This window comes from Mesorhizobium sp. LEGMi-168a, from assembly GCF_058312955.1.
Map to the genome: position 1 here is coordinate 1 of NZ_JBZEGV010000042.1, position 20,884 is coordinate 20,884.

Below are 20,884 nucleotides of genomic sequence, written 5' to 3' on the forward strand. Positions count from 1 at the left end.
GGGTCCGGAACCTCGCCAAATACATCCAGAAACACCATGCCGACCTCCGATCATCCAGAGGTCCTTCAGAATCCATTTCGATAACCGCCGCAAGAGTCCAATTCTACTCATGTGCGATTCCCCTGCCATCGCCGGGGCGGGCTTGATTCCGGGCAGCGTGCGCCGCGCCGGTCCAGGGCGGAGAACCGCGGCGACCGACGCATACTTGGAGCGTTCAGAGCGCATCCCACGGGGTACATGAAAACGTCGGTCGCCGGGCTTCGGGGCGCCTGTTGTTCAGGCCCTCTCATTTTCACCGCGTCGGACGTTCGCGTTCAACGCCAAGGCCGGGGCGTGATGAATGAGTGGTTACTATCCACAGGGGTGTCACCTCCGAACAGGTTCGGCACCTCAATCAGCCGAACCCGCCAAGCACTTCCGGGAATTGAACGGCCATCGCGCCTTCGTCTGCATGCTTGGCATAAATCTGGTGCATCTTCGCTCCGTCATAGTGCGCACGCCGACGATGGACATCCTTGCCGAAGAGGCCGGCGACAGCGTCAAACCGCCGTGCGAAGCGCTTCATCACGCCGCGCTCGAACGGCACCCGCTGCTGAAAGGGCTTACCCCACGGCGTATCCTTTGCCAGATCGCGCCAAATATTGATGGCTTCAAGCTCGACCCCAACCTGGTTGCCCCATGGCTTGCCACCGGCGAAATGCCGGGCATAGGCTTGCAAGAAGCGAAATTCCCTTGTCCCAAGCGATTGCAGATTCCAGTTCGGGTGCATCGTCTGCCATTTGCCCTCGAAGGCGACGTTGAGGGCATTCTGATCGTTCATTTTTCCCTGAATGGCGATTTGGCGCGTTCGCTCCAGAAGACCTTCCTTGCGAACGGCATCCATGTCGAAGAGCACGACCCCAGAATTGAAATACGGCGCCCCCGGCTGCATTTTAAGGTCTTCGCGATAAGAGGGTCGAAAGTACATGTAATCGTCGTGAGCTGCGAGCAGTGGCGCGCGCAACTCTTGGCCGGCAAGGTCATTGATGTCCCGATTAAATAGAACGTCACAATCGGTATAAGCGAGCCGGTCATAGCCATCGAATTGCGGCAGCAGGTCCGCGAACAGGCGGACATAGGCAGCGATGCTGGAGGTACCAAAGCGGAAGCCTACCCGATTCATGAAGTCGGACACGTCGAGCAGCGCTACCCTGTCGCCAAGCAGCCTCCTCGCGACTTGCATGGCGCCGTCATCAACCTTGACGTGGAGTATGAAACCATCAATTGGCGCGGAAACATCCAGTATCCGGCGCGCCGTCAGGCAGGCATAAGGAAAATAGCTGGCGTCGGCGGCCAGAAAGTAGCATGGGCGCTTCAAGCCTGCCCCCCGTGAGATCAGTTCGCGTAAAGGGCCAATCAAAAATCGGTGCGGTTACCTTGGCCGGGTCGCCCAAATATTTATCCTGGCCGCGCTATTCCGAAGCGCTGCCTGCCACAAAATGCCTCTCGATGAAAGTCTCGATGGGCCCAGTGAGGGTACCGGCCTCCTTTTCGATCTTATCGTCACCCCATTCCCACCACCGGATTGCCAGCAGTTTCGAGATGACGTCTTCAGAAAAGCGATATCTGATCAGTCGGGCCGGAGAACCGCCGACGATCGCGTAGGACGACACGTTCTTCGTGACCACCGCCCCGGCGCCGACCACCGCGCCGTCGCCGATCGCTATCCCTGGCAATATTATGGCGCCGTGGCCGATCCAGACGTCATTACCGATCGTGATGCCGCTTGGTCTACCGCCATTCCCGAACGGATCGGGCTGGTTCAGCATTCGGCTATGGATCGGAAATGTCGTGGCGCTGTCGGTCGGGTGCTGACCGGCGCACATGAAAAGCACTTCCCCCGCTACCGAACAGAAGGCTCCGATTCTCAGCGGAGCGTCCCTGGAAGGGAACAAGACCTTTCGCCAGGTCACGCCATAGGTGTGGCGACCGACCGTCACATCCTCCGGCAATTTGGAGCGCGCATCCCTCAGCCATTTGGAAAATATGGACATTGTGAAGAACCTGCCCCCAGCACATTACCGACATAGCCGCAGACGGGCCAAATCTACAAGCCTGGGGCTTCATACGCCGCGCATTCGACCGAGCGGAGAGATCTTCAGTTTGGGACCAAATGCCGAAGATGTCGGTTGCCGCCTTTTTTCGTCTGTTGACCCTGTGTTTTGCGGTGGATTGCGACTGGGAGTGTTGATAGTGCAAGAGGGAATGGCCCCTTCTAATCAACAGAATGAACGACTTGACTGAATGAATGACGTCTTTGGTTACATCGCCTATGGCGATAACGAGCTTTATCATCTCGGCGCGCTACTCAGCGCGCTTAAGCTTTTGCATCATAGCCCGAAAGCCAGGATTATCGTCGCAACCGACAAGCCCGAACTCTTTCGAGGTTACCCGTTCGAGACGATGCCCATCACAGATGAGCGCAAACAGCAGTTATCGTTCAACCAGCGCTACCATTTTGGCGTCAAGGCTGGATTCCTGATTGAATTGCTAAAGCAGGCAGATCGTCTGATTTTCATGGACTCGGACCATTACCCGATTGCGGACCCGTCTAACGGCTTTCGCGAAATCATGCCGACCGTTTCTTTCATGAGAAAGTGCGAGGGGCCGCACTCCATGTATCCGGTTCTAGCCGGAAGGGGCGTCAAGATCGGCAACTACGTGCTTACCGGCCACGAACCGATGTGGCAGAGCGGCATCCTTGGCATTCACAGGGAAAATCTCGGCGCCATACAAGATGCCTACGGTGCCATGTTGGCCGTGCGCGAATTGACAAAAACAGATGCCCCAGAGCAGTTCTGCATTGGTGTAGCTCTATCCCAAAATGGCCGTAATATCAGACCGCATCGCCTTCCTGTCTGGGACTACAATACGAGGGGCAAAAAGCTCTTCGCCGGACCGCGCGTTCGTCAATTCTTCAGCGCATTCCAGGCGCTGCCAATTCCGGAGCAGATCGCGGAAGGGGCCCGATATCGGCTTTGGAGAACGCCTGTAGATTTGTGGCACCAGCGGCATAAGTGGTCATTTTGACCTTGGATCCCAGCGGATTTTCGGCCGGCGCAGCCGCCTTGAAATGTGGAAATCTGAGGCCTACGGATTCCAGAAGGCTGTCGATCAAGCACAATTTCCGGCGTGGTCAGGCGTTCAGTTCCCTGGCGGCGGCGGTCACCTCGGGAACGATCGCTTCCACGAAATCATCGACGGTCCAGCGGTTGACGAACCAGGCGTGCAGCGCGAACCGGCCGCCGATCGTCGCGTTCGACAGATAGACGCGGCCGCGCGCCGCCATTCGCCCACCGAAACTGCGGGACGTAGCGCCGCGATCACCGCGCCGACACTCTCACGCAGCGCGCAAGGTCGGAATGGCGCTCACATCGACTTCCCGTTCGGCGTGCCAGGCGTCATGGGCGGCCTGCATGCGAAGCCAGATGGCGGCGCCATCGCCGAACATCTTTCCAAGCCGCGCCGCGACGGCTGGCGATATCGGCTTCCTCTCGCGGGTGATATCGTAGAGCTGCTGCCGCGAAATGCCGAGCAGCCTGGCAATCTCCACCTTGGTCTTTCCGGTTGCCGGGATGATGTCCTCAAGCAGCGCTCCCGGATGGGACGGGCAGCGCTCGATCGGACGCTTCGGCCTGTGCTCGCTCATAAACCGGACTTCTCCAATCTGTCCGCCGCCGGGATGCGCTCTGCCATTCTCCAGGTCGGGAATTGAGGAATGGCGATCCCGGCAGGATTCGAACCTGCGACCATCGGCTTAGAAGGCCGGTGCTCTATCCAGCTGAGCTACGGGACCGCTGGCCGGCCAGGGCCGGTTGATGCGACTTACGCCGGGCGACGCTCGTCTCTTGCCTAATGCGTCCAGGGCGTCCTGCGGTCATAGCGGAAATTGTCCGAATAGGAAATCTGCCGGCGCTTCGTCTCCTTCGGCTCCTCGACGCGGAAGGCGATGCCCTGCTTCTCGGCGTAAGCAACCGCCTCCTCCTTCGTGTCGAAGGTGAGCCGCACCTGGCTCAGCATATCGCCCGAGGTGGTGTAGCCCATCAGCGGGTCGATCTTCTTGCGCTGGGCCGGATCGAACTCCAGCACCCAATGGCCGGTCTTGGCCTTGCCGGACTGCATCGCGGTTTTGGCTGGGCTGAAAATGCGCGCGGACATGACCACCTCGTTGCCGCCCGACGACCGGGCACCCTTTTTGCGGCGCCCGTCCAAAAACCGGGTTGGGTCGCGCGCCAATCCGTCAATACTGTGCAACGGCGCCGGCGGCAAGCGGCCACGGATGGCGGAACCTCGCGCCGGTCCGGACATTAACGGAAGGTCAGGCGACCAGCCTGGCCGCTCCAGCCATCGGATGACGGCTTGCAAGGCCCTTCAAGCTGGGTGCATCGTCAAGCCGATCCGGCGAACGGCCGAAACGGCTAACCACCCTATCCGCGACACAATGCCGGGGCTCTTTGCAACCGCGGCCTATTCCCATTGCCTTGCCAGCGGCATATGTCGGATACATGACCGTGGCACTGCAGGGCCATGACGACGACAAAGACAAGAATGGGCATGGAAGCGGAAATCTCGCCGGATTGGACCGGGGCGCCGGCGATCCTCGACGGCGCGATCGTGATCGGCGCCGGCGCGGCGGGGTTGGCGGCTGCATACGCGCTGATCGAGGCCGGGGTCGCCACCGAGATCCTCGAGCGCGAGGGACGGCTGGCCGAGCCCTGGCACAACCGCCATGAGAACCTGCATCTCAACACGCATCGCGACCTCTCGACGCTGCCCGGCGTTTCCTTTCCGAAAGGCACCCCCGCCTTTCCGCACCGCAGCCTTGTGATCCGCCTGTTCAACGACTTCGCCGCGACGCACCGGCTGCCGATCGCTTTCGGCGTCGTCGTCGAGGAAATCGAATTGCGCGGCGATCACTGGCTGGTGAAGACCAGCACGGGACCTCGGGCGGCCCGCCACGTGGTGATCGCCACCGGACGCGACCGGCAGCCTTTCATCCCGGCCTGGAAAGGCATGAAGGATTTCGCAGGGCGGATCATCCACTCGGCGGATTTCGGCCGGGCGAGCGACTACGCCGGGAAAAAAGTGCTGGTGGTCGGTGCCGGCAATTCCGGCTTCGACGCGCTCAACCATCTTTCCGGCGCCGAGACGGGGCACATGTGGCTTTCGGCGCGCAACGGGCCGTCGCTCTTGCCCAAGCGCATCGGCAAGATCGCCGTGCATCGCTTCTCGCCCTTCATGGCGAGCCTGCCGGCCCGACTGGCGGATGCGGTGATGGCGGCGACGCAGCGGCTGGTCTTCGGCGACCTCAAGAAATTCGGCCTGCCCCCTGCCCCGGCGGGGGGCGCCAGCCGCCTCGGCTCGGATTATACGGCGATCGCCGCCGACGACGGCGCGGTCGACGCGATAAAGGCCGGCCGCATCATCGTCGTGCCGCAGGTCAAGGAATTCAGGCACGACAGCGTCGTTCTGGAAGACGGCCAGGCGATCGCGCCCGACATCGTCATTGCCGCGACCGGCTACCGTACCGGGCTGGAAGCGATGGTAGGCGGGCTCGGTGTGCTCGACGCCAAGGGCGTGCCACTGTTCAACGGCGCGGCGAGCGACCCCAAGCTGCCGGGCCTCTGGTTCACCGGCATGCGGCCGAGCATTCGCGGCTGCTTCGCCAATGCCCGCATCCAGGGCGCCGCGATCGCCGGTAGGATTGCCAGGCAAAAGCGCTGAGGCGCTATTCTGCGTGCGGAGCTTCCGTTTTTGGGTTGCCTTCCGGGCCACGGAACCCTATACGCCGCGAGCGTCGGAGTGTAGCGCAGCCTGGTAGCGCACCTGATTTGGGATCAGGGGGTCGCGTGTTCGAATCACGCCACTCCGACCAGTTTTTTCTGAAAGCCTTGCAGCCTGCGCTCCGCGCAACCAAGCAGGTCGGTCCGGGGCCGGAGCGATCGTCGGCCGCCCAACTCAATTCGAAGCTTCGAGAAAACCGTAAACCCGCCGGGCGAGTCCCCAACAACCTCAAGCCCGGCGAGCCTACAACCCGATCTGAAACGCGGACCGGGACCGGGATTAACCGGCGTATTTCACGTTGCAAGATGGATGCCAGCGGGATCGTCCCGGAATGGGACAGCCAGAAGGTCGGCGGTCTAAATATCGAACTCGCCCTGCCCTTCGTCCATGGCGCTGACGGTTTCGGCGGCGAGAGCGCGGGTGATCGGCGTCTTGCGTTCCAGCGCCGCGCGGTCGAGGCGTTCGACGACGCGCATCGCGGTCGCCAGCGAGCGCTCGATGCGCCGCACCAGATATTGCACGACATGCGGCTCGACCTCGACCTGACGGTCGGCGAACAGCTTTGTGATGACGCCGGCGAGCAGCAGGTCGTCCGGCTCGTGGATCTCGACCGTCGCCGCCGCCTTCAGCCGCGAGATGAGGTCGGGCAACGCGACGCGCCAGGCGGAGGGAAAACGGCGCGCCGTCAGGAGCAGCGTTGAGCCGGCGCCGCGCACGGTGTTGATCAGGTGGAACAGGCCCTGCTCGTCGATCGGACCCCTGTCGATGTCGTCGATGAGCGCAGGCCTGGCGCCAAGGCCGGCGATGTGCTCGCCGATCCTGTCGGGATCTATGGCCACCGCATCGGCGTGTGTCTGCCAGATCTGGGCAAGGTGCGTCTTGCCGGAACCCGGAGGGCCGGCCAGCACCACCACCGGCGAGGGCCAGTCAGGCCAGCGGTCGACGAGTGCCGCGGCCTCGGCGTTCGTGCCGGAGACGACGAGCTCGTCGCGCGAATAGCCGGTGCCGTGGCCGAGGTCGAGCGGCAGTTGGCGCGGCGGATCGGATCTATGATCAGACATTTCAGCCACGCGGCGAGCGGTGGCCGCCGCCGCGATCCGCCGGCAGCGGCGGCGCGGGTTCGGTGGCATGGCCATTGTAGAGCGGCGATTCCAGATAGCGGGCAATCGCAAAGCGCACCAGCACCGCTATCGCCGCCGAGGCCGGCACCGCGATCAAGAGGCCGACGAAGCCGAACAGCGCGCCGAAGGCGAACAGCGCGAACATCAGCCAGACCGGATGCAGGCCGACGCTTTTGCCGACCAGCCTCGGCTGCAGGATGTTGCCCTCGATGAACTGGCCGACGAAGAACACGCAGGCCACCGCCACGATCATCGTCCAGTCGGGCCAGAACTGGACGAAGGCGACGCCGACGGCGAGCACCAGCCCGGTCAGCGAGCCGACATAGGGGATGAAGGAGATCAGCCCGGCGAAGAAGCCGATGAGGATGGCGAAGTTCAGCCCGGTCAGCGTCAGGCCCGTGGCGTACATGCCGCCGAGCACAAGGCAGAGCGTGCCCTGCCCGCGCACGAAGCCGGCGGTGGCGGTATTGATGTCGCGGGCGAGCGCGCGCACCGTCTCGACATAGTCGCGCGGCACCCAGCTGTCGACCACGGCCACCATGCGGTCCCAGTCGAGCAGCATGTAGAAGGCGACGACCGGGGTGACGACGAAGAGGCTGACGACCGAGACCAGCGCCACGCCCGAGCTCCAGATCGAGGTGAAGACCGTGGTCAACAGGCTGAAGCCGGAGGTGAGCAGCGAGTTCAGCCCGTCGCGCAGGCCGGCGGCGTTGACGCCAAAACGCTGCTCCAGCCATTTCGGATCGAAGCTGGTGATCAGCGACTGCAGGCGCGTGAGATATTCCGGCAGCTTGCGGGCGAAATCGGCCATCTGGGTCGCCAGCACCGGCACCAGGATGACGAAGGCCAGCACGACGACGACGATGAAGGCGATGAGGATCACCACCGTCGCCATCAGCCGGGAAAGCCCCAGCCGCTCCAGTCGATCGGCGACCGGATCGAGGAAATAGGCCAGCACCATGCCGGCGACAAAAGGCAGCAGGATGCCCGAGAAGACGTAGAGGAACAGCGCCAGAAGCACGGCGACGATCAGCCAGAACGCGATCTGCCGGCGCAACGCGGTCGACGCCGCGGCCGTCCAAGCTTCGCTGTCAGGTGCCCGTCTTGGAACTGCCGTTCTGGGAGCCTTCGCCATAGCCGCTCATATGCCTTAGCCAGGCCACGAGATAGGCCGCGGCCGAAGCCACGGTCAAGACCCCGGACAGCAATATGAGCGCCGGCCGAAGCGGATCGAGATGAACGGAAAAGGCAAGCTCGCCCAGCACCAGCGCCGCCAGCGCGATCTGCACGGCGGTGTTCACCTTGGACACGAACAGCGGCTTCATCTCGACCGGATGCGCCATCACGCTGGACAAAAGCACGGCGCCGATGATCAGCCCATCGCGCGAAACCATGGTCACGACAAGCCAAAGCGGCAATTCGCCGGCAAAACCCATGACGACGAACACCGATACCAGCAGAAGCTTGTCGGCCATCGGATCGAGATAGGCGCCGAGCCGCGAGGACAATTGATAGCGACGGGCGATGAAGCCGTCGACGCCGTCGGAAAGGCCGGCGACAAGGAAGCCGGCAAAGGCCCACTCCCAACGCGCCTGCAGCATCGCCAGCACCACCGCGGGCACCAGCAGCAGCCGCATGATCGTGATCATGTTGGGTATGGTCAACCGCATGTCCCGTCGTGGCGCGTTTTGGGAAATAGATGAGGGAGATCAGACGTGGGCGCAAGGGAGGAGCTGCCGATCTCCCCCCTTGTGGGGGAGATGGCCGGCAGGCCAGAGGGGGGCGCGAAGGAACGCCAACGTTCAAGGTTGGCGGAAAAATGGTTCGAAAGGTCGTCTAGGAGTTTGAGCAGACGATTCACTGAGAAGCCGGCGGGACAGCGCCCCCTCTGTCCTGCCGGACATCTCCCCCACAAGGGGGGAGATTGGCTGTCGCATGCCTTGCTCCCCGAAACCATTCATGCGAAGAGCCCGCAATGGAAACAGGGACGAGCCGAAGATGAGCAAGGGCGATAAGGCCAAGCGCAAGAACGGGCTCACCTATGCCGAGGCGGGCGTCGATATCGATGCCGGCAATTTGATGGTCGAGAAGATCAAGCCGCTGGTGCGCGCGACGCGCCGGCCGGGTGCCGATGGCGAGATCGGCGGCTTCGGCGGCCTGTTCGATTTGAAGGCGGCCGGCTTCACCGACCCGGTGCTGGTCGCTGCCAATGACGGCGTCGGCACCAAGCTCAAGATCGCCATCGATTCCGGCAAGCACGACACGATCGGCATCGACCTCGTCGCCATGTGCGTCAACGACATCGTCGTGCAGGGCGCGGAGCCGCTGTTCTTCCTCGATTATTTCGCCACCGGCAAGCTCGATCCTGACCAGGGCGCTTCGATCGTCGGCGGCATCGCGCAAGGCTGCCGTCAGGCCGGCTGCGCGCTGATCGGCGGCGAGACAGCCGAGATGCCCGGCATGTATCACGACAAGGACTACGACCTCGCCGGCTTCGCCGTGGGCGCGGCCGAGCGCGGCCAGTTGCTTCCGACCGACGACATCGTCGAGGGCGACGTGCTGCTCGGCCTCGCCTCCTCCGGCCTGCATTCCAACGGCTTTTCGCTGGTGCGCCGGATCGTTGCGGCAAGCGGGCTTGGCTGGACCGATCCGGCGCCGTTCAACGAGGAGCTGAGCCTCGCCGAGGCGCTGCTCGAGCCGACGCGCATCTATGTGAAGTCGATCCTGAAGGCGATCCGCAACACGCATGGCATCAAGGCGCTGGCCCACATCACCGGCGGCGGTTTTCCCGAAAACATCCCGCGCGTGCTGCCCAAGGATTTTTCGGCCGAGCTCGACCTCGAGGCGATCGACGTGCCGCCGGTGTTCTCATGGCTTGCCAAGACCGGCGGCGTCGCGCCGGAAGAGATGATGCGCACCTTCAACTGCGGCATCGGCATGATCCTGGCCGTCGCTTCCGGTCAGGCGGCGCAGGTTGCGGCGGTGCTGCAGGAAGCGGGCGAGACTGTGACGCCGATTGGCCGTATCGTGCCGCGCCGTGATGCCGGCGTGATTTATCGGGGCTCGATCGGCCTATGAGCAGGAAACGCACGGTCGTCCTGATCTCGGGGCGCGGCTCCAACATGACGGCGCTGATCGCGGCGGCGTCCGACCCGACCTATCCGGCCGAGATCGTCGGCGTGATTTCCGACCGGGCGAACGCCGCGGGCCTTGGCATCGCGGCCGCGCGCGGCATCGCCACCAAGGTGATCCAGCGGGCCGACCATCCGAGCAAGGACGCATTTGATGCCACGATCGATGCCGCGCTTGCCGATTTCGGCGCCGAGATCGTGGCGCTTGCAGGCTATATGCGCATCCTCGGCCGTGGCCTGGTCGAGAAATGGCAAGGCCGCATGGTCAACATCCACCCTGCCCTGCTGCCGGCCTTCAAGGGCCTGGACACGCATGCGCGCGCCATCCGCGCCGGCGTGCGCATTCATGGCTGCTCGGTGCATTTCGTCACGCCCGAGATGGATGACGGCCCGATTATCGCGCAGGCCGCCGTGCCGGTGATGGTCGGCGACAATGAGGACACTTTAGCCGCGCGGGTGCTGAAGGTGGAGCACCGGCTGTATCCGCTGGCGCTCGGTCTGGTCGCCGAGGGCAAGGCGCGCATGGAAAAGGGCCACACCGTGCTTGCCCATTTCGCCGACGACGCCGACAACGCCACCTCGGTGGTGATGGCGCCGAACCCGTTGCGCGAGGAAACCGACCTCGAACAGCTGGCGCGGATCACGCCGTAGCGCGCAATATGCAATCATAATTTGATTGCAAATCCATCGTCACTTGCCTATTTGTGCTTGCATGAACAGCAAGCACAAACGCGTGCTTAGAGCGATCTTCGCCGACCCGGTTTCGAGCAGCATCGAATGGGCCGATATTGAGGCTTTGCTGATAGCGGTCGGCTGCCAACTGGTCGAGGGAAGCGGCTCGCGCGTGCGTTTCGTGTTCAAAGGCGAGGTGGAGACCTTCCATCGCCCACATCCGGCAAAGGAAGCGAAACGATATCAGGTGAGAGAAGCTCGCCAGTTTCTGTCGAGGATCGGAGTAAGACCATGAACGCGATGACCTACAAGGGCTATTCCGCCCGCGTCGACTATGATGATGACGACGAGATTTTCTTCGGTCGGATTGCCGGCATTCGCGACGGCGTGTCTTTCCACGCGGACACGGTGGCAGCGTTGAAGGCAGCCTTCCATGAGGCCGTTGACGACTATATCGAAACCTGCGCCAAGATCGGCAAATCGCCGCAAAAGCCCTACTCCGGCAATCTGATGCTCCGCGTCGATCCGTCGATTCACTCAAAGGTCGCATTGGCCGCCGAAATCGCCGGCAAGAGCCTGAACCAGTGGGGGGAAGAGGTTTTGCGGGAAGCTGCCGACAAGCAGGTCGGCTGAACAATGCCAATGAGGCAACTGCTCATCCTGCGCCATGCGAAATCGAGTTGGGACGACTCCAAACTCGCTGACTTCGACCGGCCTCTCTCGGGCCGGGGATTGAAGACGGGGCCGCTAATGGGGCGGGAGCTTTCGCGGCGCGGTTGGCTGCCGGATCTGGCGCTGGTCTCGCCGGCGTTGCGCACCCGCGACACCTGGCGGCTGGTTGCTCAGGAACTGCCGAAGCATGTGCCGGCTGAGTTCGCTGAGGAGCTCTACGAGGCGGCGCCGGCCGCCATTCTGGCGCGGGTGCGGCAAGCAAAGGCAACGAGCCTTTTGGTGATCGGCCATAACCCCGGCCTGCAGAATTTTGCGCTGCGGCTCGCCGGTGCTGGATCTGATGCGGATGTGTTCAAGAAGATCGAAGCGAAATTTCCGACGGCGGCGCTGGTGCGGCTCACGGTGGACGAGGATTGGGCGAAGCTCGATTTCGGTGACGCCAGGCTGACGCATTTCATCAGGCCGAAGGATTTGGGGTAGACGCCAAAGCTGCCAATCTCCCCCCTCGTGGGGGAGATGCCTGGCAAGGCAGAGGGGGGCGCTGTCCCGCCGACTTCTCCTGTGTTTCACAACCCATAGGCCGAAATTGCTTGGTAGCGTTCCTTCGCGCCCCCCTCTGTCCTGCCGGACATCTCCCCCACAAGGGGGGAGATTGGCGCGTCATCGGCGGAGCAAGCCCGCCGCCTTTCGTTCTCCGGGAGAAAAATCAATTGCCCCAGATGCCTTGGCCCGGATCCGGCCAGGCCTGCGACGGCGCGGATTCGGTCGTCATTGTGGAATCCACATTTGCGGACTTGGCGGCCTCGTGCTTGCGGACCGAGGCGGTGAGCCCGCGGTCGACACCCGCGGTCGGCTGATTGGCATTGTCGGCGCCATAGTGGTCGCTGCCTGCAAAGGCAGAACCGATGGCGAGAAGCATGGCAGCAGCGGTGAGAGCGATCCTGGTCATTTCAGCGGTTCCTTTGTCCTGAAAGTGTGGTGGAGGTTTTGGGAGGTCGAAGCGGCGTCAGCGGCCCCAAAGGCCGTCGTCATTGTGCCGGGCAATGATGTCGGCGACGGTCTGGCTGGTTGCGGCCGCCAGCGAAGCCTGGTGGTGCGCCATGTCCCGCACGCGGATTGAGCTGGTCATCATGTGATCGGCGCCGGCGGTCGGCTGGTTGGCGCCGTCGGCGCCATAATGGTCGCTGCCGGCAGAGGCGCTGCCCATGGCAGCGACGAGCATGGCGGCGGCGGCGAATGCGATCCTGGTCATCTCAGTGTTCCTTGTCCTGTCGTTTCATCGGCGGTGCCTTGGGAGGATGGCCCCGCTGCCGACAAGACCCGGAACGGCCCGGTTTTATTCCCGGGCGAAATTTCTCGTTCGCCGGTCGCCCGAGGGACAACGATCAGGCTCCCGCCAAAAAGCCCCTCTCGAACAAAGAGATAGGAGGAGTTGCTTTGGAGCCGATTCAAGCCCACCGATAGCCGGCTCCACAAAAACAGAGCGGCGGGACAAGCCCGCCGCTTTGAGGTTCTTTCGAAGGTCGGAACCGTTTAGTGGTTGCCGAAGAGGTCGTGGTCAGCGCCCTGGGTCAGCGGCTTCTGGACATTCGCATCCGACTTCTTGATCGAAGCGGTATACGAGGTGTCGACTGAGGCGGCCGGCTGGTTGGCGTTGGCCGAGCCGTAGTTGTCGGAGCCGGCGAAAGCGGCACCCGTGGCGACCAGAAGGGCGGCGGCGGTAAGAGCGATCTTGGTCATTTTGGTTACTCCGGATTTGAGGTTGATGTGTTTGGCTCGGGGCGAGACCGCCTTAGCGGCCCCAGATGCCCTGGCCGGATTCCGGCTGGACCTGCTCGGGCGTCAGCCTGAACTCATGGGCGAACTCGCGGCGGCGCTCGACCGGCCTGCGGATCGAAGCCGTGGGAGTGCGGTCGATGTTGTCGCCGGACTGGGCCACGGCCGACTGGTTGGCGGTCGGCTGGTTGACATTGTCGGAACCATAATGGTCGCTGCCGGCAAAGGCGCTGCCCGTGGCAACGAGAAGGGCCGCGGCGGTAAGAGCAATCTTGTTCATTTTAGATACTCCAGATTTTCAAAAGTCGTGTCCGTCTAGTGGCGTGCCGTAATGGAAATTCGCGTCGCTCGGACCACCCCGAGATGGGTCGGCCCTATTGCCGTTTCCAATCACGAAAATGTGCAAATCGAACCGAACGGTTCGGACTTGAAATCGTGCGAACAGCGCGGCTGCCACATTCTTATGATTTAATATCAATAGCTTATCTTCCAGGTTGCAGAACACGAGCTCTCGGACCGGCCAGCCACCGTTCACTCAGATTACACGATCCGTCAACATAAATTGAACCGAACCGTTCGGTTTGATTTCTTGGCGGAGCGAATTTGGACTTGAACCGGTCGCCGGTGCGGGTCTTAGCTGGCGTTTGCCTTGCCGGCGGATCGATATTATCGATTGTCTTCAAGCATCCGTTGGGATCGCCGGCCGTACCTTGCGAAGCGCCGTCGCCATCGGACAAAGGCATTCCTGAACAGCGATCAACGATGCGGCTCCTGCTTGTCGAAGACAATCGCGAACTGGCCGATTGGCTGAGCAAGACGCTGCGCCAGGCGAGCTATGTCGTCGACGTCGTCCATGACGGCGAGGACGTCGAGCATGCGCTTGCGGCCGGCGATCATGCGCTGATCATCCTCGACCTTGCCCTGCCGCGCATGGGCGGGATGGAGGTGCTGAAGCGGCTGAGGGCGCGCGGCAATCCGGTGCCGGTGATCGTGCTCACCGCCAACGCCAGCCTCGACGGCCGGGTCAAGGGCCTCAACGAAGGCGCCGACGACTATCTGGCGAAACCCTTCCAGATCGAGGAACTGGAAGCGCGCATCCGCGTGCAGCTGCGCCGCGCCAACGACCGGACCGCGCCGATCATTTCCTGCGGCGATCTCGTCTTCGACACCAACACCAGGCTGTTCTCGCTCGCCGGCGAGACGCTGTCGCTGACACCGCGCGAGCATGCGGTGCTGGAGCAGCTGGTGGTCAAGGCCGGGCGCACGGTGAGCAAGGCGGCGCTGTCGGCAGCGATCTACGATTTCGAGACCGACGCCGACCCCAGCGCCATCGAAATCTACGTGCATCGCCTGCGCAAGAAGCTGGAAGGCTCGCGCGTGCAGATCGCCACCTTGCGCGGCCTCGGCTATCTGCTTCGCCATGAAGATTAGGGGCCATGAAGATTAAGCGCCATGAGGATTAGCAGCCTCCGCCTGCAATTGCTGGCCTGGGTGGTGCTGCCGCTGGCCGCGCTGGCGACCGTCAACCTTTGGACCAGCCAGCGCAACGCGCTGGCGACCGCGGACCTCGTCACCGACCGCATGCTGGTCGGCTCGGCGCGCGCGATCGCCGAGCAGGTGGCGATGGCCGACGGCGTTCTCGACGCCACCATTCCGCCGGCGGCGATCGAGATGTTCGACACCGGCGACCGCGACAGCGTCTATTACCGCGTCGAGACCGCGAACGGCCGGTTGCTCACCGGTTATCCCGACCTGCCCGACGCGCCGCGGGGCGGAAGCATCGAGGCTTCCTATCGCGATCACCCCTTGCGTCTTGCGACGCTCGACCATGCCGTGATCGGCGCCGGCGCGGATTCGCCGATCAAGGTCACCGTCGGCGTCACGCTTGCCGGTCATGACGCGATGGTAAAGCGGCTGTGGTTCAGCGCCTTCGCCCAGCAGTTGGCGTTGGTGGCGATTGCCGGCGTGTTCGTGCTGCTCGGCCTGCGCCGCGGGCTGGCGCCGCTGATCAGGCTGCGCGATGCGGTGCGCTCGCCGGAGCGCAGCGATCTCGATCCGGTCGAGGTGCCTGGCGCGCAAAGCGAGATCCGGCCGCTGATCGATGCGCTCAACGCCTATATGGAGCGCGTGCGGGCGCAGATGGCAGCGCAGCGCCGCTTCATTGCCAATGCCGCGCATCAGTTGCGCACGCCGCTGGCGCTCTTGTCGACGCAGGCAAGCTATGCGCTGCGCGAGAGTGCGGCCGACCAGCGCCAGGAGGCGCTGGTCGCCTTGCAGGCGAGTTCCGGCCGCCTGGCGCGTCTGGCTGAACAACTGCTCACCCTGTCACGCGCCGAGCCAGGCAGCCGGCGGCCGCGCGCCGACCGCATCGACCTCACCGAAGCCGCCCGTCAGGTGCTGGAAACGCACGCGCCGAAGGCAATCGAGCGCAACATCGATCTCGGGCTCGAGGAAACCGGCCCGGTGCCCGTCATAGGCGACGGCACCATGCTGCGCGAGATGATCGTCAACCTCGTCGACAACGCGCTGCGCTACACGCCGGCTGGCGGAACCGTGACCGTCAGGCTGGCCGCGATCGATCGCGAGGGCGTGCTGACGGTCACCGATACCGGCCCCGGCATTCCGGCCGACGAGCGGGAGCAGGTCTTCGAGCGCTTCTACCGCATGGCCGGTGCTACCGAGGAAGGCAGCGGGCTCGGCCTCGCCATCGTGCGCGAGGTGGTCGAGAATGCCGGCGGCAGTGTTTCGCTTGGCGATGCCGCCGGCGGCGGGCTCAAGGTTGAGGTACGGCTGCCGCTGGCCTCATCCGATGACGGAGCGATCAGGTCCCCTGCTCGTTGAACGGCGCTGGACGCCACTTCACCACATAGTTCTCGAAGCGGGTGATGAGGAACTCCACCACCAGCGCCATCACCGCCAGGATGATCATGGCGGCGAAGACGCCGTTGGCGTTGAAGGCGCCCTGTGCGGTCGAGATCAACAAGCCCATGCCTTGCTTGGCGCCGAGGAACTCGCCGACCACGGCGCCGACCAGCGCGAAGCCGAAGCTGACATGGAGACTTGCGAGGATCCAGCTCATCGCCGACGGGATGATGACGGTGCGGGTGATCTGATAGGGCGAGGCGCCGAGGATCTGGGCGTTGGCGATCATCGCCCTGTCGGCCTCGCGCACGCCCTGGAAGGCGTTGGCGAAGACGACGAAGAACACCATGACGACGGCCAGCGCCACCTTGGAAGCCATGCCGAGCCCGAGCGCGATGATAAACACCGAGCCGAGCACGACGCGCGGCACGGAATTGGCTATCTTGATGTAGATGGAAAAGACATCCGCCAGGAGCTTGTTGCGGCCGAGGATGATGCCGGCGGCGATGCCGCCCAAAGCGCCGATGGCGAAGCCAAGGAAGGTTTCTTCCAGCGTCACATAGATCTGCAGCCAGAGCGGCCCCTGCGAGGTGCCCTCCGTGACCCAGGACCAGATCTGCTCCCAGATGCCGGAGGGGCTGGAGAAGAAGAACGGATCGATGATGTTGTAGTCGGCGCAGAGTTCCCAAAGGCCGAGGAAAACAATCAGGATCGCCAGACGCAGGCCGATGACCAAAGCATGGCGGCGGCGCAGCCGCGCCCTCGCCCGGGCTTCGGCGGCGACGATCGAGGTTGCCCGCACGGCAGCCTGGTCGGTGGAAGAGATGGCGGTCATTGCGGAATCTCCTTTCAATGGCCAGTCTGCAGGCTGAGGCTCTGGCCGAGCTGCACTTCCTCGCGCAGGTCGTTCCAGATCACCTTGGCGATCTCGATGAATTTCTGATCGTAGCGGATGTCGGCCATGACGCGCGGGCGCGGCAGGTCGATGCGGTAGACGCTCTTCACCGTGCCCGGCCCGGCGGTGAGGACATAGACCTTGTCCGCCAGCGCGACCGCCTCCTCGAGGTCATGGGTGACGAAGACGACGGAGGATTTGAGCTCCGACCAGAGGCCCAGAAGCTCGTCCTGCATGGCGGTTCGGGTCTGCATGTCGAGCGCACTGAACGGTTCGTCCATCAGCAGGATTTTTGGTTGGTTGATGAAGGTCTGCGCCAGTGCGACGCGCTTCCTCATGCCGCCCGAAAGCTGGTGCGGATAGTGTTTCTCGAAGCGGGCAAGGCCGACGCGGGCAATCCAGTCGCGCGCCCGCTCATAAGCCTCTGCCTTCGGGGTACCGCGATAGAGCGGGCCGGCGGCGACATTGTCGATGACGCTGCGCCACGGAAACAGCGCGTCGGCCTGGAAGACGAAGCCGATGTCGCGGCTGATCTCGGTGACCGGATTGCCCATGACGCGGACATTGCCCGTTGTCGGCCGCAACAGACCGGTGACGAGGTTGAGCGTCGTCGACTTGCCGCAGCCGGTCGGCCCGACGACGCAGGCGAATTCGCCGCGCGCCACCGTCATGGTGAAATCGCGGATCGCCGTCATCATGTGGCCGTCGGGGGTGACGAAGCGCAGCGTCACGTCGTCGATGGCGATCGCAGCATCGGCCGGCGGCGCGGCCTGAGACAGCCTCTCGGCCGCCATGGTTTGCAACTGCATGGCACACTCCTGTGGCGATGGTGCGAGGATGCCTGCGGCTCAAGCCCCTTAGGCTTGCCATGCATCGGCATCCGGAAAGCGCCGCTGCCAAATTGATTTCAGGCAAGCGGCGCAAGCTGTTGTTCTGCAAGGACGGACAGAAACCTCCGCCCTCGGCTATCGGCCTACTTGGCGGCGTCGACGAATGCGGTGGTGTAGGTCTTCGACAGGTCGATCTGCTTGCCCTGCAGGCTCTTGGAGAAGGTCGACAGAACTTTCAGTACCGTCTCCGGGCCATCGGCGGGCATGCGGCCGTCGGGCGTGAACATCGCCTTGCCGCCGGCCAGGCCCTGCACATAGAGGTCCTTGTTGCCGGCGTAATAGTCCTTCGGCATCTGGTCGGCGATCTCTTCGGCCGAATGGCTGGCGATGTACTTCATCGTCTTGACGAAGGCGTTGGCGAGCTTCTGCGCCTCGTCCTTGTGGCTCTCGATCCAGGCGGACTGAACATAGAAGGATGCCGCCGGATAATTGCCGCCCAGCGCTTCCTTGGTCTTCTCGGGCGTGCGCATGTCGACCAACACCTTGGCCTCGCCGGTCTGGAGCAGCTTGGCGATGGTCGGCTCGGTGGTCATGCCGGCCTGGATCTGGTCCTGCTTCACGGCGGCGATGAAGGTGTTGCCGGCGCCCACGGGCAGGAGCGTGTAGTCGCCCGGCTTCAGGCCGTTGCGCACCGCGAGATATTGGGTGAGAAAATCAGTCGAGGAGCCGAGGCCGGTGACGCCCAGCGTCGCGCCCTTGAAGTCGGCCGGCGACTTGATCTCCGGGTGCTTGGCCGAGACCAGCTCCACCTCGCCGGGCGCCTGGCTGAACTGCACGATCGACTGGATGTATTTGCCCTTCGACTGCAGGTCGACGGTGTGGTCGTAGAAGCCGACGACGCCCTGCACGGCGCCCGCCAGCAATTCGTTCTCGGCCTCGACGCCGGCGCGCGAATTGACCAGCTCGACATCGAGCCCTTCATCCTTGAAGTAACCGAGTTGCTGGGTGAGCACGGCCGGCAGATAGATCTGCTTTTCCATGCCGCCGACGATGATGGTGATCTTGTCGGCAGCCGACGCCGCCGTGGCACCCGTGGCGACGATGGCAAGCGAAAGCGCTGCCGAACGCAGGATGCACTTCGAGATGAGACCGGTCACGTAACTTCCTCCACCTGGGCGGCGCGCCCTCCAGGCAGCACCGCATTTCCTCCTTGCCGGCCGCTCCCCGACCGGTCACGTGGCGAACGCCACAAAACTGTCATGGCATGCCCAAGCTTTCAGCTGGCTTTCAGCCGTTTTAACGGCCGACCGAACGAATTAGCGGCAATTGTCGGTCACGAAGCGGCGAAGCCAAGCACGTCGCGCATGTCGTATTGGCCGGGCGGCCGTCCGGCCACCCAGAGAGCCGCCGCGATGGCGCCACGGGCGAACATCGAGCGGTCGCCGGCGGTATGCGAAAGCGCGAGTCTCTCGCCTTCAGCGAGGAAGCTCACGCTGTGCTCGCCGACGATGCTGCCGCCGCGCAGCACGGCAAAACCGATCTCGCCCTGCGGGCGCGGGCCAACAATGCCGTCGCGGGCACGCTTCGCCACATCGTCCAGCCTGACGCCCCGCCCGCGCGCGGCCGCCTCGCCCAGCATCAGCGCCGTGCCTGACGGCGCGTCGACCTTGGAGCGGTGATGCGCTTCCAGAATCTCGATATCGCAGTCGTCGGCACCGAGCGCCCGCGCCGCCTGCTCGACCAGGCCGGTCAGCATGTTGAGCCCCAGTGAATAGCTGCCGGAGCGCACGAGGGCGATTGTCTTCGCAGCCTCAGCGATCGTCTCCAGTCCGGCGGTATCGAAGCCGGTCGAGCCGATGACCAGCGCCGGGCCGCCGCGCGCGGCACAAGCCTTCGCCAGGTCGACGGAAGCCGCTGGCGTGGTGAAGTCGATCACCACATCGGCAAGCGCCAGCGCCTTATCCCGCTCGACCAGCCCCTCGCCCGTGCTGCCCGGCCGGTGGAAGCGGGCGACGAGGTCCAGCCGCGGATCGGTTGCAGCGGCCGCTGCCATCTGCCGGCCCATGCGGCCGAGCGCGCCGGCGATGGCTATCTTGAGCGGCTGCGGCATGGCAATCCTTGTTGAAAGGCGAATCCGAACAATGGTCTAGCACGCCGCCTTGCCAAATTGATTCAGCCCGGTGTCGCGCCGTTGGTCTTCAGCATCATGCCCGCAATCTCCTTGACCAGCTTGGCGGCGACGAGCGCGGTGACGTTGGAGAGGTCCTGGCGCGGATTGTATTCGACGACGTCCGCGGCGACGATTGGCTGATCGATCGACTGGATCAGGCCGATCACCTGGCGGGTGTCGAAGCCGCCCGGTTCACGATGGGAGACACCCGGAGCGAAGGCCGGATCGAGCGCGTCGAGATCCATCGAGATATAGACGGGCGTATCGAGGTTGAGCCGCAGCCCTTCGTTGAAATGCCGCATCTCCACAGCCTCGACGTCGAAGCGCGCGAACTGCTCGCGGTGGTGGTCGTTGACGGTGCGCAAGCCGATCTGGATCAGCCGGTCGGCGAGCTGTTCCTCCATGATGCGGGCGAAAGGCGAGGTGTGCGAGCGCGGATTGTCGCCGTAGGAATGATAGATGTCCGGATGCGCGTCGATATGGACGATGGTCAGGCTCGGATGGCGCCGGCGAACGCCACGCAGCACCGGCCAGGAGATGGCATGGTCGCCGCCGAGCGAGATCAGCGGGTGACCGACATCGAGCGCGCGGCCGACCTCGTTCTCGATCCGCAGCCACGGATCGCCGGGTTGGGTGAAATCGATGTCGCCATGATCGATGAAGCGGTCGGTCAGATCGAAGCCGGTTTCCGACCATGAGGTGTACGCGTCACTGGCAAGCTCTCGCCGGATCAGCGGCGGCGCCTCGGCCGGCCCGCGCAGCCAGGACGAGTTCTCGTCATGCGGAATGCCCAGAAGCGAGACCTTGGCCACGACATCCTCCCATGTCACTGGAGACAGGGTGCCTCTATAGCCGCCGGAGCTGGCAAGTGCGACCGGAGGCGCTTGGGCCAGATCGCAAAGCCGTAGGCTGAGGCGGCGAATGTGAAGCGC

General features: G+C 63.7%; 26 protein-coding genes and 2 tRNA genes. 10 read left to right on the forward strand and 18 right to left on the reverse strand.

The features are described 5' to 3' along the window. Positions 1-394: 394 nt before the first annotated feature. Together AC4FWB_RS31470 and AC4FWB_RS31475 are read right to left on the reverse strand one after the other, a co-directional pair. Positions 395-1,357 carry a glycosyltransferase family 8 protein gene (locus tag AC4FWB_RS31470; protein ID WP_491030117.1) on the reverse strand — a complete coding sequence of 321 codons (963 nt, stop codon included), beginning with the start codon at positions 1,355-1,357 and terminating at the stop codon, positions 395-397. A 94-nt stretch (positions 1,358-1,451) separates the two neighbouring features. Then, the gene (locus AC4FWB_RS31475) at positions 1,452-2,033 is read right to left on the reverse strand and encodes a CatB-related O-acetyltransferase (RefSeq protein ID WP_491030118.1); all 582 of its coding nucleotides are present in this window, start codon (positions 2,031-2,033) and stop codon (positions 1,452-1,454) included. Positions 2,034-2,283: 250 nt separating this feature from the next. Here AC4FWB_RS31475 and AC4FWB_RS31480 point away from each other — a divergent pair, with 250 nt between their 5' ends. After that, the gene (locus AC4FWB_RS31480; protein ID WP_491030119.1) at positions 2,284-3,069 is read left to right on the forward strand and encodes a hypothetical protein; all 786 of its coding nucleotides are present in this window, start codon (positions 2,284-2,286) and stop codon (positions 3,067-3,069) included. A 106-nt stretch (positions 3,070-3,175) separates the two neighbouring features. On the opposite strand, the gene AC4FWB_RS31485 is transcribed toward AC4FWB_RS31480, so the two are convergent. From AC4FWB_RS31485 to AC4FWB_RS31500, 4 genes are all read right to left on the reverse strand, one after another. Then, positions 3,176-3,328 carry a hypothetical protein gene (locus AC4FWB_RS31485; RefSeq protein WP_491030120.1) on the reverse strand — a complete coding sequence of 51 codons (153 nt, stop codon included), beginning with the start codon at positions 3,326-3,328 and terminating at the stop codon, positions 3,176-3,178. Between the two features lie 51 nt (positions 3,329-3,379). Beyond that, complete coding sequence (locus tag AC4FWB_RS31490) at positions 3,380-3,688, reverse strand: HigA family addiction module antitoxin (protein ID WP_491030121.1); 309 nt, start codon at positions 3,686-3,688, stop codon at positions 3,380-3,382. 70 nt (positions 3,689-3,758) lie between these two features. Next, a tRNA-Arg gene (locus AC4FWB_RS31495) sits at positions 3,759-3,835 on the reverse strand. Between the two features lie 56 nt (positions 3,836-3,891). Further along, entirely contained in the window at positions 3,892-4,197 is a 306-nt protein-coding gene (locus tag AC4FWB_RS31500) for an ETC complex I subunit (protein ID WP_126084876.1), read from the reverse strand. A 369-nt stretch (positions 4,198-4,566) separates the two neighbouring features. Here AC4FWB_RS31500 and AC4FWB_RS31505 point away from each other — a divergent pair, with 369 nt between their 5' ends. Continuing rightward, entirely contained in the window at positions 4,567-5,763 is a 1,197-nt protein-coding gene (locus AC4FWB_RS31505; protein ID WP_491030122.1) for a flavin-containing monooxygenase, read from the forward strand. Positions 5,764-5,837: 74 nt separating this feature from the next. Then, positions 5,838-5,914: transfer RNA gene (locus AC4FWB_RS31510), tRNA-Pro, on the forward strand. A 265-nt stretch (positions 5,915-6,179) separates the two neighbouring features. Here AC4FWB_RS31510 and hdaA read toward each other — a convergent pair. Genes hdaA through AC4FWB_RS31525 form a run of 3 tightly spaced genes read right to left on the reverse strand, consistent with a single transcriptional unit; the run spans position 6,180 to position 8,608 of the window. After that, the gene (gene hdaA, locus AC4FWB_RS31515) at positions 6,180-6,884 is read right to left on the reverse strand and encodes a DnaA regulatory inactivator HdaA (protein WP_491030123.1); all 705 of its coding nucleotides are present in this window, start codon (positions 6,882-6,884) and stop codon (positions 6,180-6,182) included. Between the two features lies 1 nt (position 6,885). After that, the gene (locus AC4FWB_RS31520; protein ID WP_491030124.1) at positions 6,886-8,079 is read right to left on the reverse strand and encodes an AI-2E family transporter; all 1,194 of its coding nucleotides are present in this window, start codon (positions 8,077-8,079) and stop codon (positions 6,886-6,888) included. Further along, positions 8,036-8,608, reverse strand: coding sequence for a CDP-alcohol phosphatidyltransferase family protein (locus AC4FWB_RS31525; RefSeq protein WP_491030125.1), 573 nt, complete (start codon positions 8,606-8,608; stop codon positions 8,036-8,038). The genes AC4FWB_RS31520 and AC4FWB_RS31525 overlap by 44 nt, the downstream gene beginning before the upstream one ends. Positions 8,609-8,942: 334 nt before the next feature. On the opposite strand from AC4FWB_RS31525, the gene purM reads away from it, so the two are divergent. From purM to AC4FWB_RS31550, 5 genes are all read left to right on the forward strand, one after another. Beyond that, on the forward strand, positions 8,943-10,022 hold the full coding sequence (purM, locus tag AC4FWB_RS31530) for a phosphoribosylformylglycinamidine cyclo-ligase (RefSeq protein WP_491030126.1): 1,080 nt from the start codon (positions 8,943-8,945) through the stop codon (positions 10,020-10,022). Next, complete coding sequence (gene purN, locus AC4FWB_RS31535; RefSeq protein WP_491030127.1) at positions 10,019-10,726, forward strand: phosphoribosylglycinamide formyltransferase; 708 nt, start codon at positions 10,019-10,021, stop codon at positions 10,724-10,726. Before purM ends, purN begins: the two co-directional genes overlap by 4 nt. A gap of 61 nt (positions 10,727-10,787) precedes the next feature. Beyond that, complete coding sequence (locus tag AC4FWB_RS31540) at positions 10,788-11,042, forward strand: type II toxin-antitoxin system HicA family toxin (protein WP_491030128.1); 255 nt, start codon at positions 10,788-10,790, stop codon at positions 11,040-11,042. Next, positions 11,039-11,380 (forward strand): type II toxin-antitoxin system HicB family antitoxin, encoded by a 342-nt coding sequence (locus AC4FWB_RS31545; RefSeq protein ID WP_491030129.1) that lies wholly within the window; start codon positions 11,039-11,041, stop codon positions 11,378-11,380. The genes AC4FWB_RS31540 and AC4FWB_RS31545 overlap by 4 nt, the downstream gene beginning before the upstream one ends. Positions 11,381-11,389: 9 nt before the next feature. Beyond that, on the forward strand, positions 11,390-11,899 hold the full coding sequence (locus AC4FWB_RS31550; RefSeq protein WP_491030130.1) for a SixA phosphatase family protein: 510 nt from the start codon (positions 11,390-11,392) through the stop codon (positions 11,897-11,899). Between the two features lie 226 nt (positions 11,900-12,125). Here AC4FWB_RS31550 and AC4FWB_RS31555 read toward each other — a convergent pair whose 3' ends face one another. The 4 genes from AC4FWB_RS31555 to AC4FWB_RS31570 form a co-directional block, all read right to left on the reverse strand. After that, entirely contained in the window at positions 12,126-12,368 is a 243-nt protein-coding gene (locus AC4FWB_RS31555) for a DUF680 domain-containing protein (RefSeq protein ID WP_491030131.1), read from the reverse strand. A 57-nt stretch (positions 12,369-12,425) separates the two neighbouring features. Then, positions 12,426-12,671, reverse strand: a complete 246-nt coding sequence (locus tag AC4FWB_RS31560) for a DUF680 domain-containing protein (protein ID WP_491030132.1) — start codon at positions 12,669-12,671, stop codon at positions 12,426-12,428. 281 nt (positions 12,672-12,952) lie between these two features. Beyond that, a complete protein-coding gene (locus AC4FWB_RS31565; protein ID WP_491030134.1) occupies positions 12,953-13,159 on the reverse strand; it encodes a DUF680 domain-containing protein in 207 nt (68 codons plus the stop codon). Positions 13,160-13,211: 52 nt separating this feature from the next. Then, a complete protein-coding gene (locus AC4FWB_RS31570) occupies positions 13,212-13,475 on the reverse strand; it encodes a DUF680 domain-containing protein (protein WP_491030135.1) in 264 nt (87 codons plus the stop codon). 482 nt (positions 13,476-13,957) lie between these two features. On the opposite strand from AC4FWB_RS31570, the gene AC4FWB_RS31575 reads away from it, so the two are divergent. Together AC4FWB_RS31575 and AC4FWB_RS31580 are read left to right on the forward strand one after the other, a co-directional pair. Then, complete coding sequence (locus AC4FWB_RS31575; RefSeq protein ID WP_491030136.1) at positions 13,958-14,626, forward strand: response regulator; 669 nt, start codon at positions 13,958-13,960, stop codon at positions 14,624-14,626. A 21-nt stretch (positions 14,627-14,647) separates the two neighbouring features. Continuing rightward, the gene (locus AC4FWB_RS31580) at positions 14,648-16,036 is read left to right on the forward strand and encodes a sensor histidine kinase (protein ID WP_491030137.1); all 1,389 of its coding nucleotides are present in this window, start codon (positions 14,648-14,650) and stop codon (positions 16,034-16,036) included. Here the strand turns inward: AC4FWB_RS31580 and AC4FWB_RS31585 are convergent. The 5 genes from AC4FWB_RS31585 to AC4FWB_RS31605 all read right to left on the reverse strand — a co-directional run bounded on the left by AC4FWB_RS31585 (position 16,017) and on the right by AC4FWB_RS31605 (position 20,764). Beyond that, positions 16,017-16,892 (reverse strand): ABC transporter permease, encoded by an 876-nt coding sequence (locus AC4FWB_RS31585; RefSeq protein WP_491030138.1) that lies wholly within the window; start codon positions 16,890-16,892, stop codon positions 16,017-16,019. The two genes, AC4FWB_RS31580 and AC4FWB_RS31585, sit on opposite strands and share 20 nt — an antisense overlap. 14 nt (positions 16,893-16,906) lie before the next feature. Further along, positions 16,907-17,761: an ABC transporter ATP-binding protein gene (locus AC4FWB_RS31590; protein ID WP_491030139.1), complete on the reverse strand. Its 855-nt coding sequence runs from the start codon at positions 17,759-17,761 to the stop codon at positions 16,907-16,909. A gap of 164 nt (positions 17,762-17,925) precedes the next feature. Further along, on the reverse strand, positions 17,926-18,927 hold the full coding sequence (locus AC4FWB_RS31595; protein WP_491030184.1) for an ABC transporter substrate-binding protein: 1,002 nt from the start codon (positions 18,925-18,927) through the stop codon (positions 17,926-17,928). Positions 18,928-19,115: 188 nt separating this feature from the next. After that, positions 19,116-19,892, reverse strand: coding sequence for a 4-hydroxy-tetrahydrodipicolinate reductase (gene dapB / locus AC4FWB_RS31600; RefSeq protein WP_491030140.1), 777 nt, complete (start codon positions 19,890-19,892; stop codon positions 19,116-19,118). Between the two features lie 62 nt (positions 19,893-19,954). Continuing rightward, positions 19,955-20,764 carry an arginase family protein gene (locus AC4FWB_RS31605; RefSeq protein WP_491030141.1) on the reverse strand — a complete coding sequence of 270 codons (810 nt, stop codon included), beginning with the start codon at positions 20,762-20,764 and terminating at the stop codon, positions 19,955-19,957. Positions 20,765-20,884 lie beyond the last annotated feature (120 nt).

What these genes read in the sequence shown, in the direction of transcription:
- dapB (WP_491030140.1), bottom strand. Translation starts at nt 19,892, where the DNA reads ATGCCGCAGCCGCTCAAGATAGCCATCGCCGGCGCGCTCGGCCGCATG.
- purM (WP_491030126.1), top strand. Translation starts at nt 8,943, where the DNA reads ATGAGCAAGGGCGATAAGGCCAAGCGCAAGAACGGGCTCACCTATGCC.
- AC4FWB_RS31575 (WP_491030136.1), top strand. Translation starts at nt 13,958, where the DNA reads ATGCGGCTCCTGCTTGTCGAAGACAATCGCGAACTGGCCGATTGGCTG.
- AC4FWB_RS31570 (WP_491030135.1), bottom strand. Translation starts at nt 13,475, where the DNA reads ATGAACAAGATTGCTCTTACCGCCGCGGCCCTTCTCGTTGCCACGGGC.
- AC4FWB_RS31485 (WP_491030120.1), bottom strand. Translation starts at nt 3,328, where the DNA reads ATGGCGGCGCGCGGCCGCGTCTATCTGTCGAACGCGACGATCGGCGGC.
- AC4FWB_RS31540 (WP_491030128.1), top strand. Translation starts at nt 10,788, where the DNA reads ATGAACAGCAAGCACAAACGCGTGCTTAGAGCGATCTTCGCCGACCCG.
- AC4FWB_RS31590 (WP_491030139.1), bottom strand. Translation starts at nt 17,761, where the DNA reads ATGCAGTTGCAAACCATGGCGGCCGAGAGGCTGTCTCAGGCCGCGCCG.
- AC4FWB_RS31580 (WP_491030137.1), top strand. Translation starts at nt 14,648, where the DNA reads ATGAGGATTAGCAGCCTCCGCCTGCAATTGCTGGCCTGGGTGGTGCTG.
- AC4FWB_RS31505 (WP_491030122.1), top strand. Translation starts at nt 4,567, where the DNA reads ATGACGACGACAAAGACAAGAATGGGCATGGAAGCGGAAATCTCGCCG.
- AC4FWB_RS31550 (WP_491030130.1), top strand. Translation starts at nt 11,390, where the DNA reads ATGAGGCAACTGCTCATCCTGCGCCATGCGAAATCGAGTTGGGACGAC.
- AC4FWB_RS31480 (WP_491030119.1), top strand. Translation starts at nt 2,284, where the DNA reads ATGAATGACGTCTTTGGTTACATCGCCTATGGCGATAACGAGCTTTAT.
- AC4FWB_RS31555 (WP_491030131.1), bottom strand. Translation starts at nt 12,368, where the DNA reads ATGACCAGGATCGCTCTCACCGCTGCTGCCATGCTTCTCGCCATCGGT.
- AC4FWB_RS31520 (WP_491030124.1), bottom strand. Translation starts at nt 8,079, where the DNA reads ATGGCGAAGGCTCCCAGAACGGCAGTTCCAAGACGGGCACCTGACAGC.
- AC4FWB_RS31560 (WP_491030132.1), bottom strand. Translation starts at nt 12,671, where the DNA reads ATGACCAGGATCGCATTCGCCGCCGCCGCCATGCTCGTCGCTGCCATG.
- hdaA (WP_491030123.1), bottom strand. Translation starts at nt 6,884, where the DNA reads ATGTCTGATCATAGATCCGATCCGCCGCGCCAACTGCCGCTCGACCTC.
- AC4FWB_RS31475 (WP_491030118.1), bottom strand. Translation starts at nt 2,033, where the DNA reads ATGTCCATATTTTCCAAATGGCTGAGGGATGCGCGCTCCAAATTGCCG.
- AC4FWB_RS31500 (WP_126084876.1), bottom strand. Translation starts at nt 4,197, where the DNA reads ATGTCCGCGCGCATTTTCAGCCCAGCCAAAACCGCGATGCAGTCCGGC.
- AC4FWB_RS31585 (WP_491030138.1), bottom strand. Translation starts at nt 16,892, where the DNA reads ATGACCGCCATCTCTTCCACCGACCAGGCTGCCGTGCGGGCAACCTCG.
- AC4FWB_RS31565 (WP_491030134.1), bottom strand. Translation starts at nt 13,159, where the DNA reads ATGACCAAGATCGCTCTTACCGCCGCCGCCCTTCTGGTCGCCACGGGT.
- AC4FWB_RS31490 (WP_491030121.1), bottom strand. Translation starts at nt 3,688, where the DNA reads ATGAGCGAGCACAGGCCGAAGCGTCCGATCGAGCGCTGCCCGTCCCAT.
- AC4FWB_RS31545 (WP_491030129.1), top strand. Translation starts at nt 11,039, where the DNA reads ATGAACGCGATGACCTACAAGGGCTATTCCGCCCGCGTCGACTATGAT.
- purN (WP_491030127.1), top strand. Translation starts at nt 10,019, where the DNA reads ATGAGCAGGAAACGCACGGTCGTCCTGATCTCGGGGCGCGGCTCCAAC.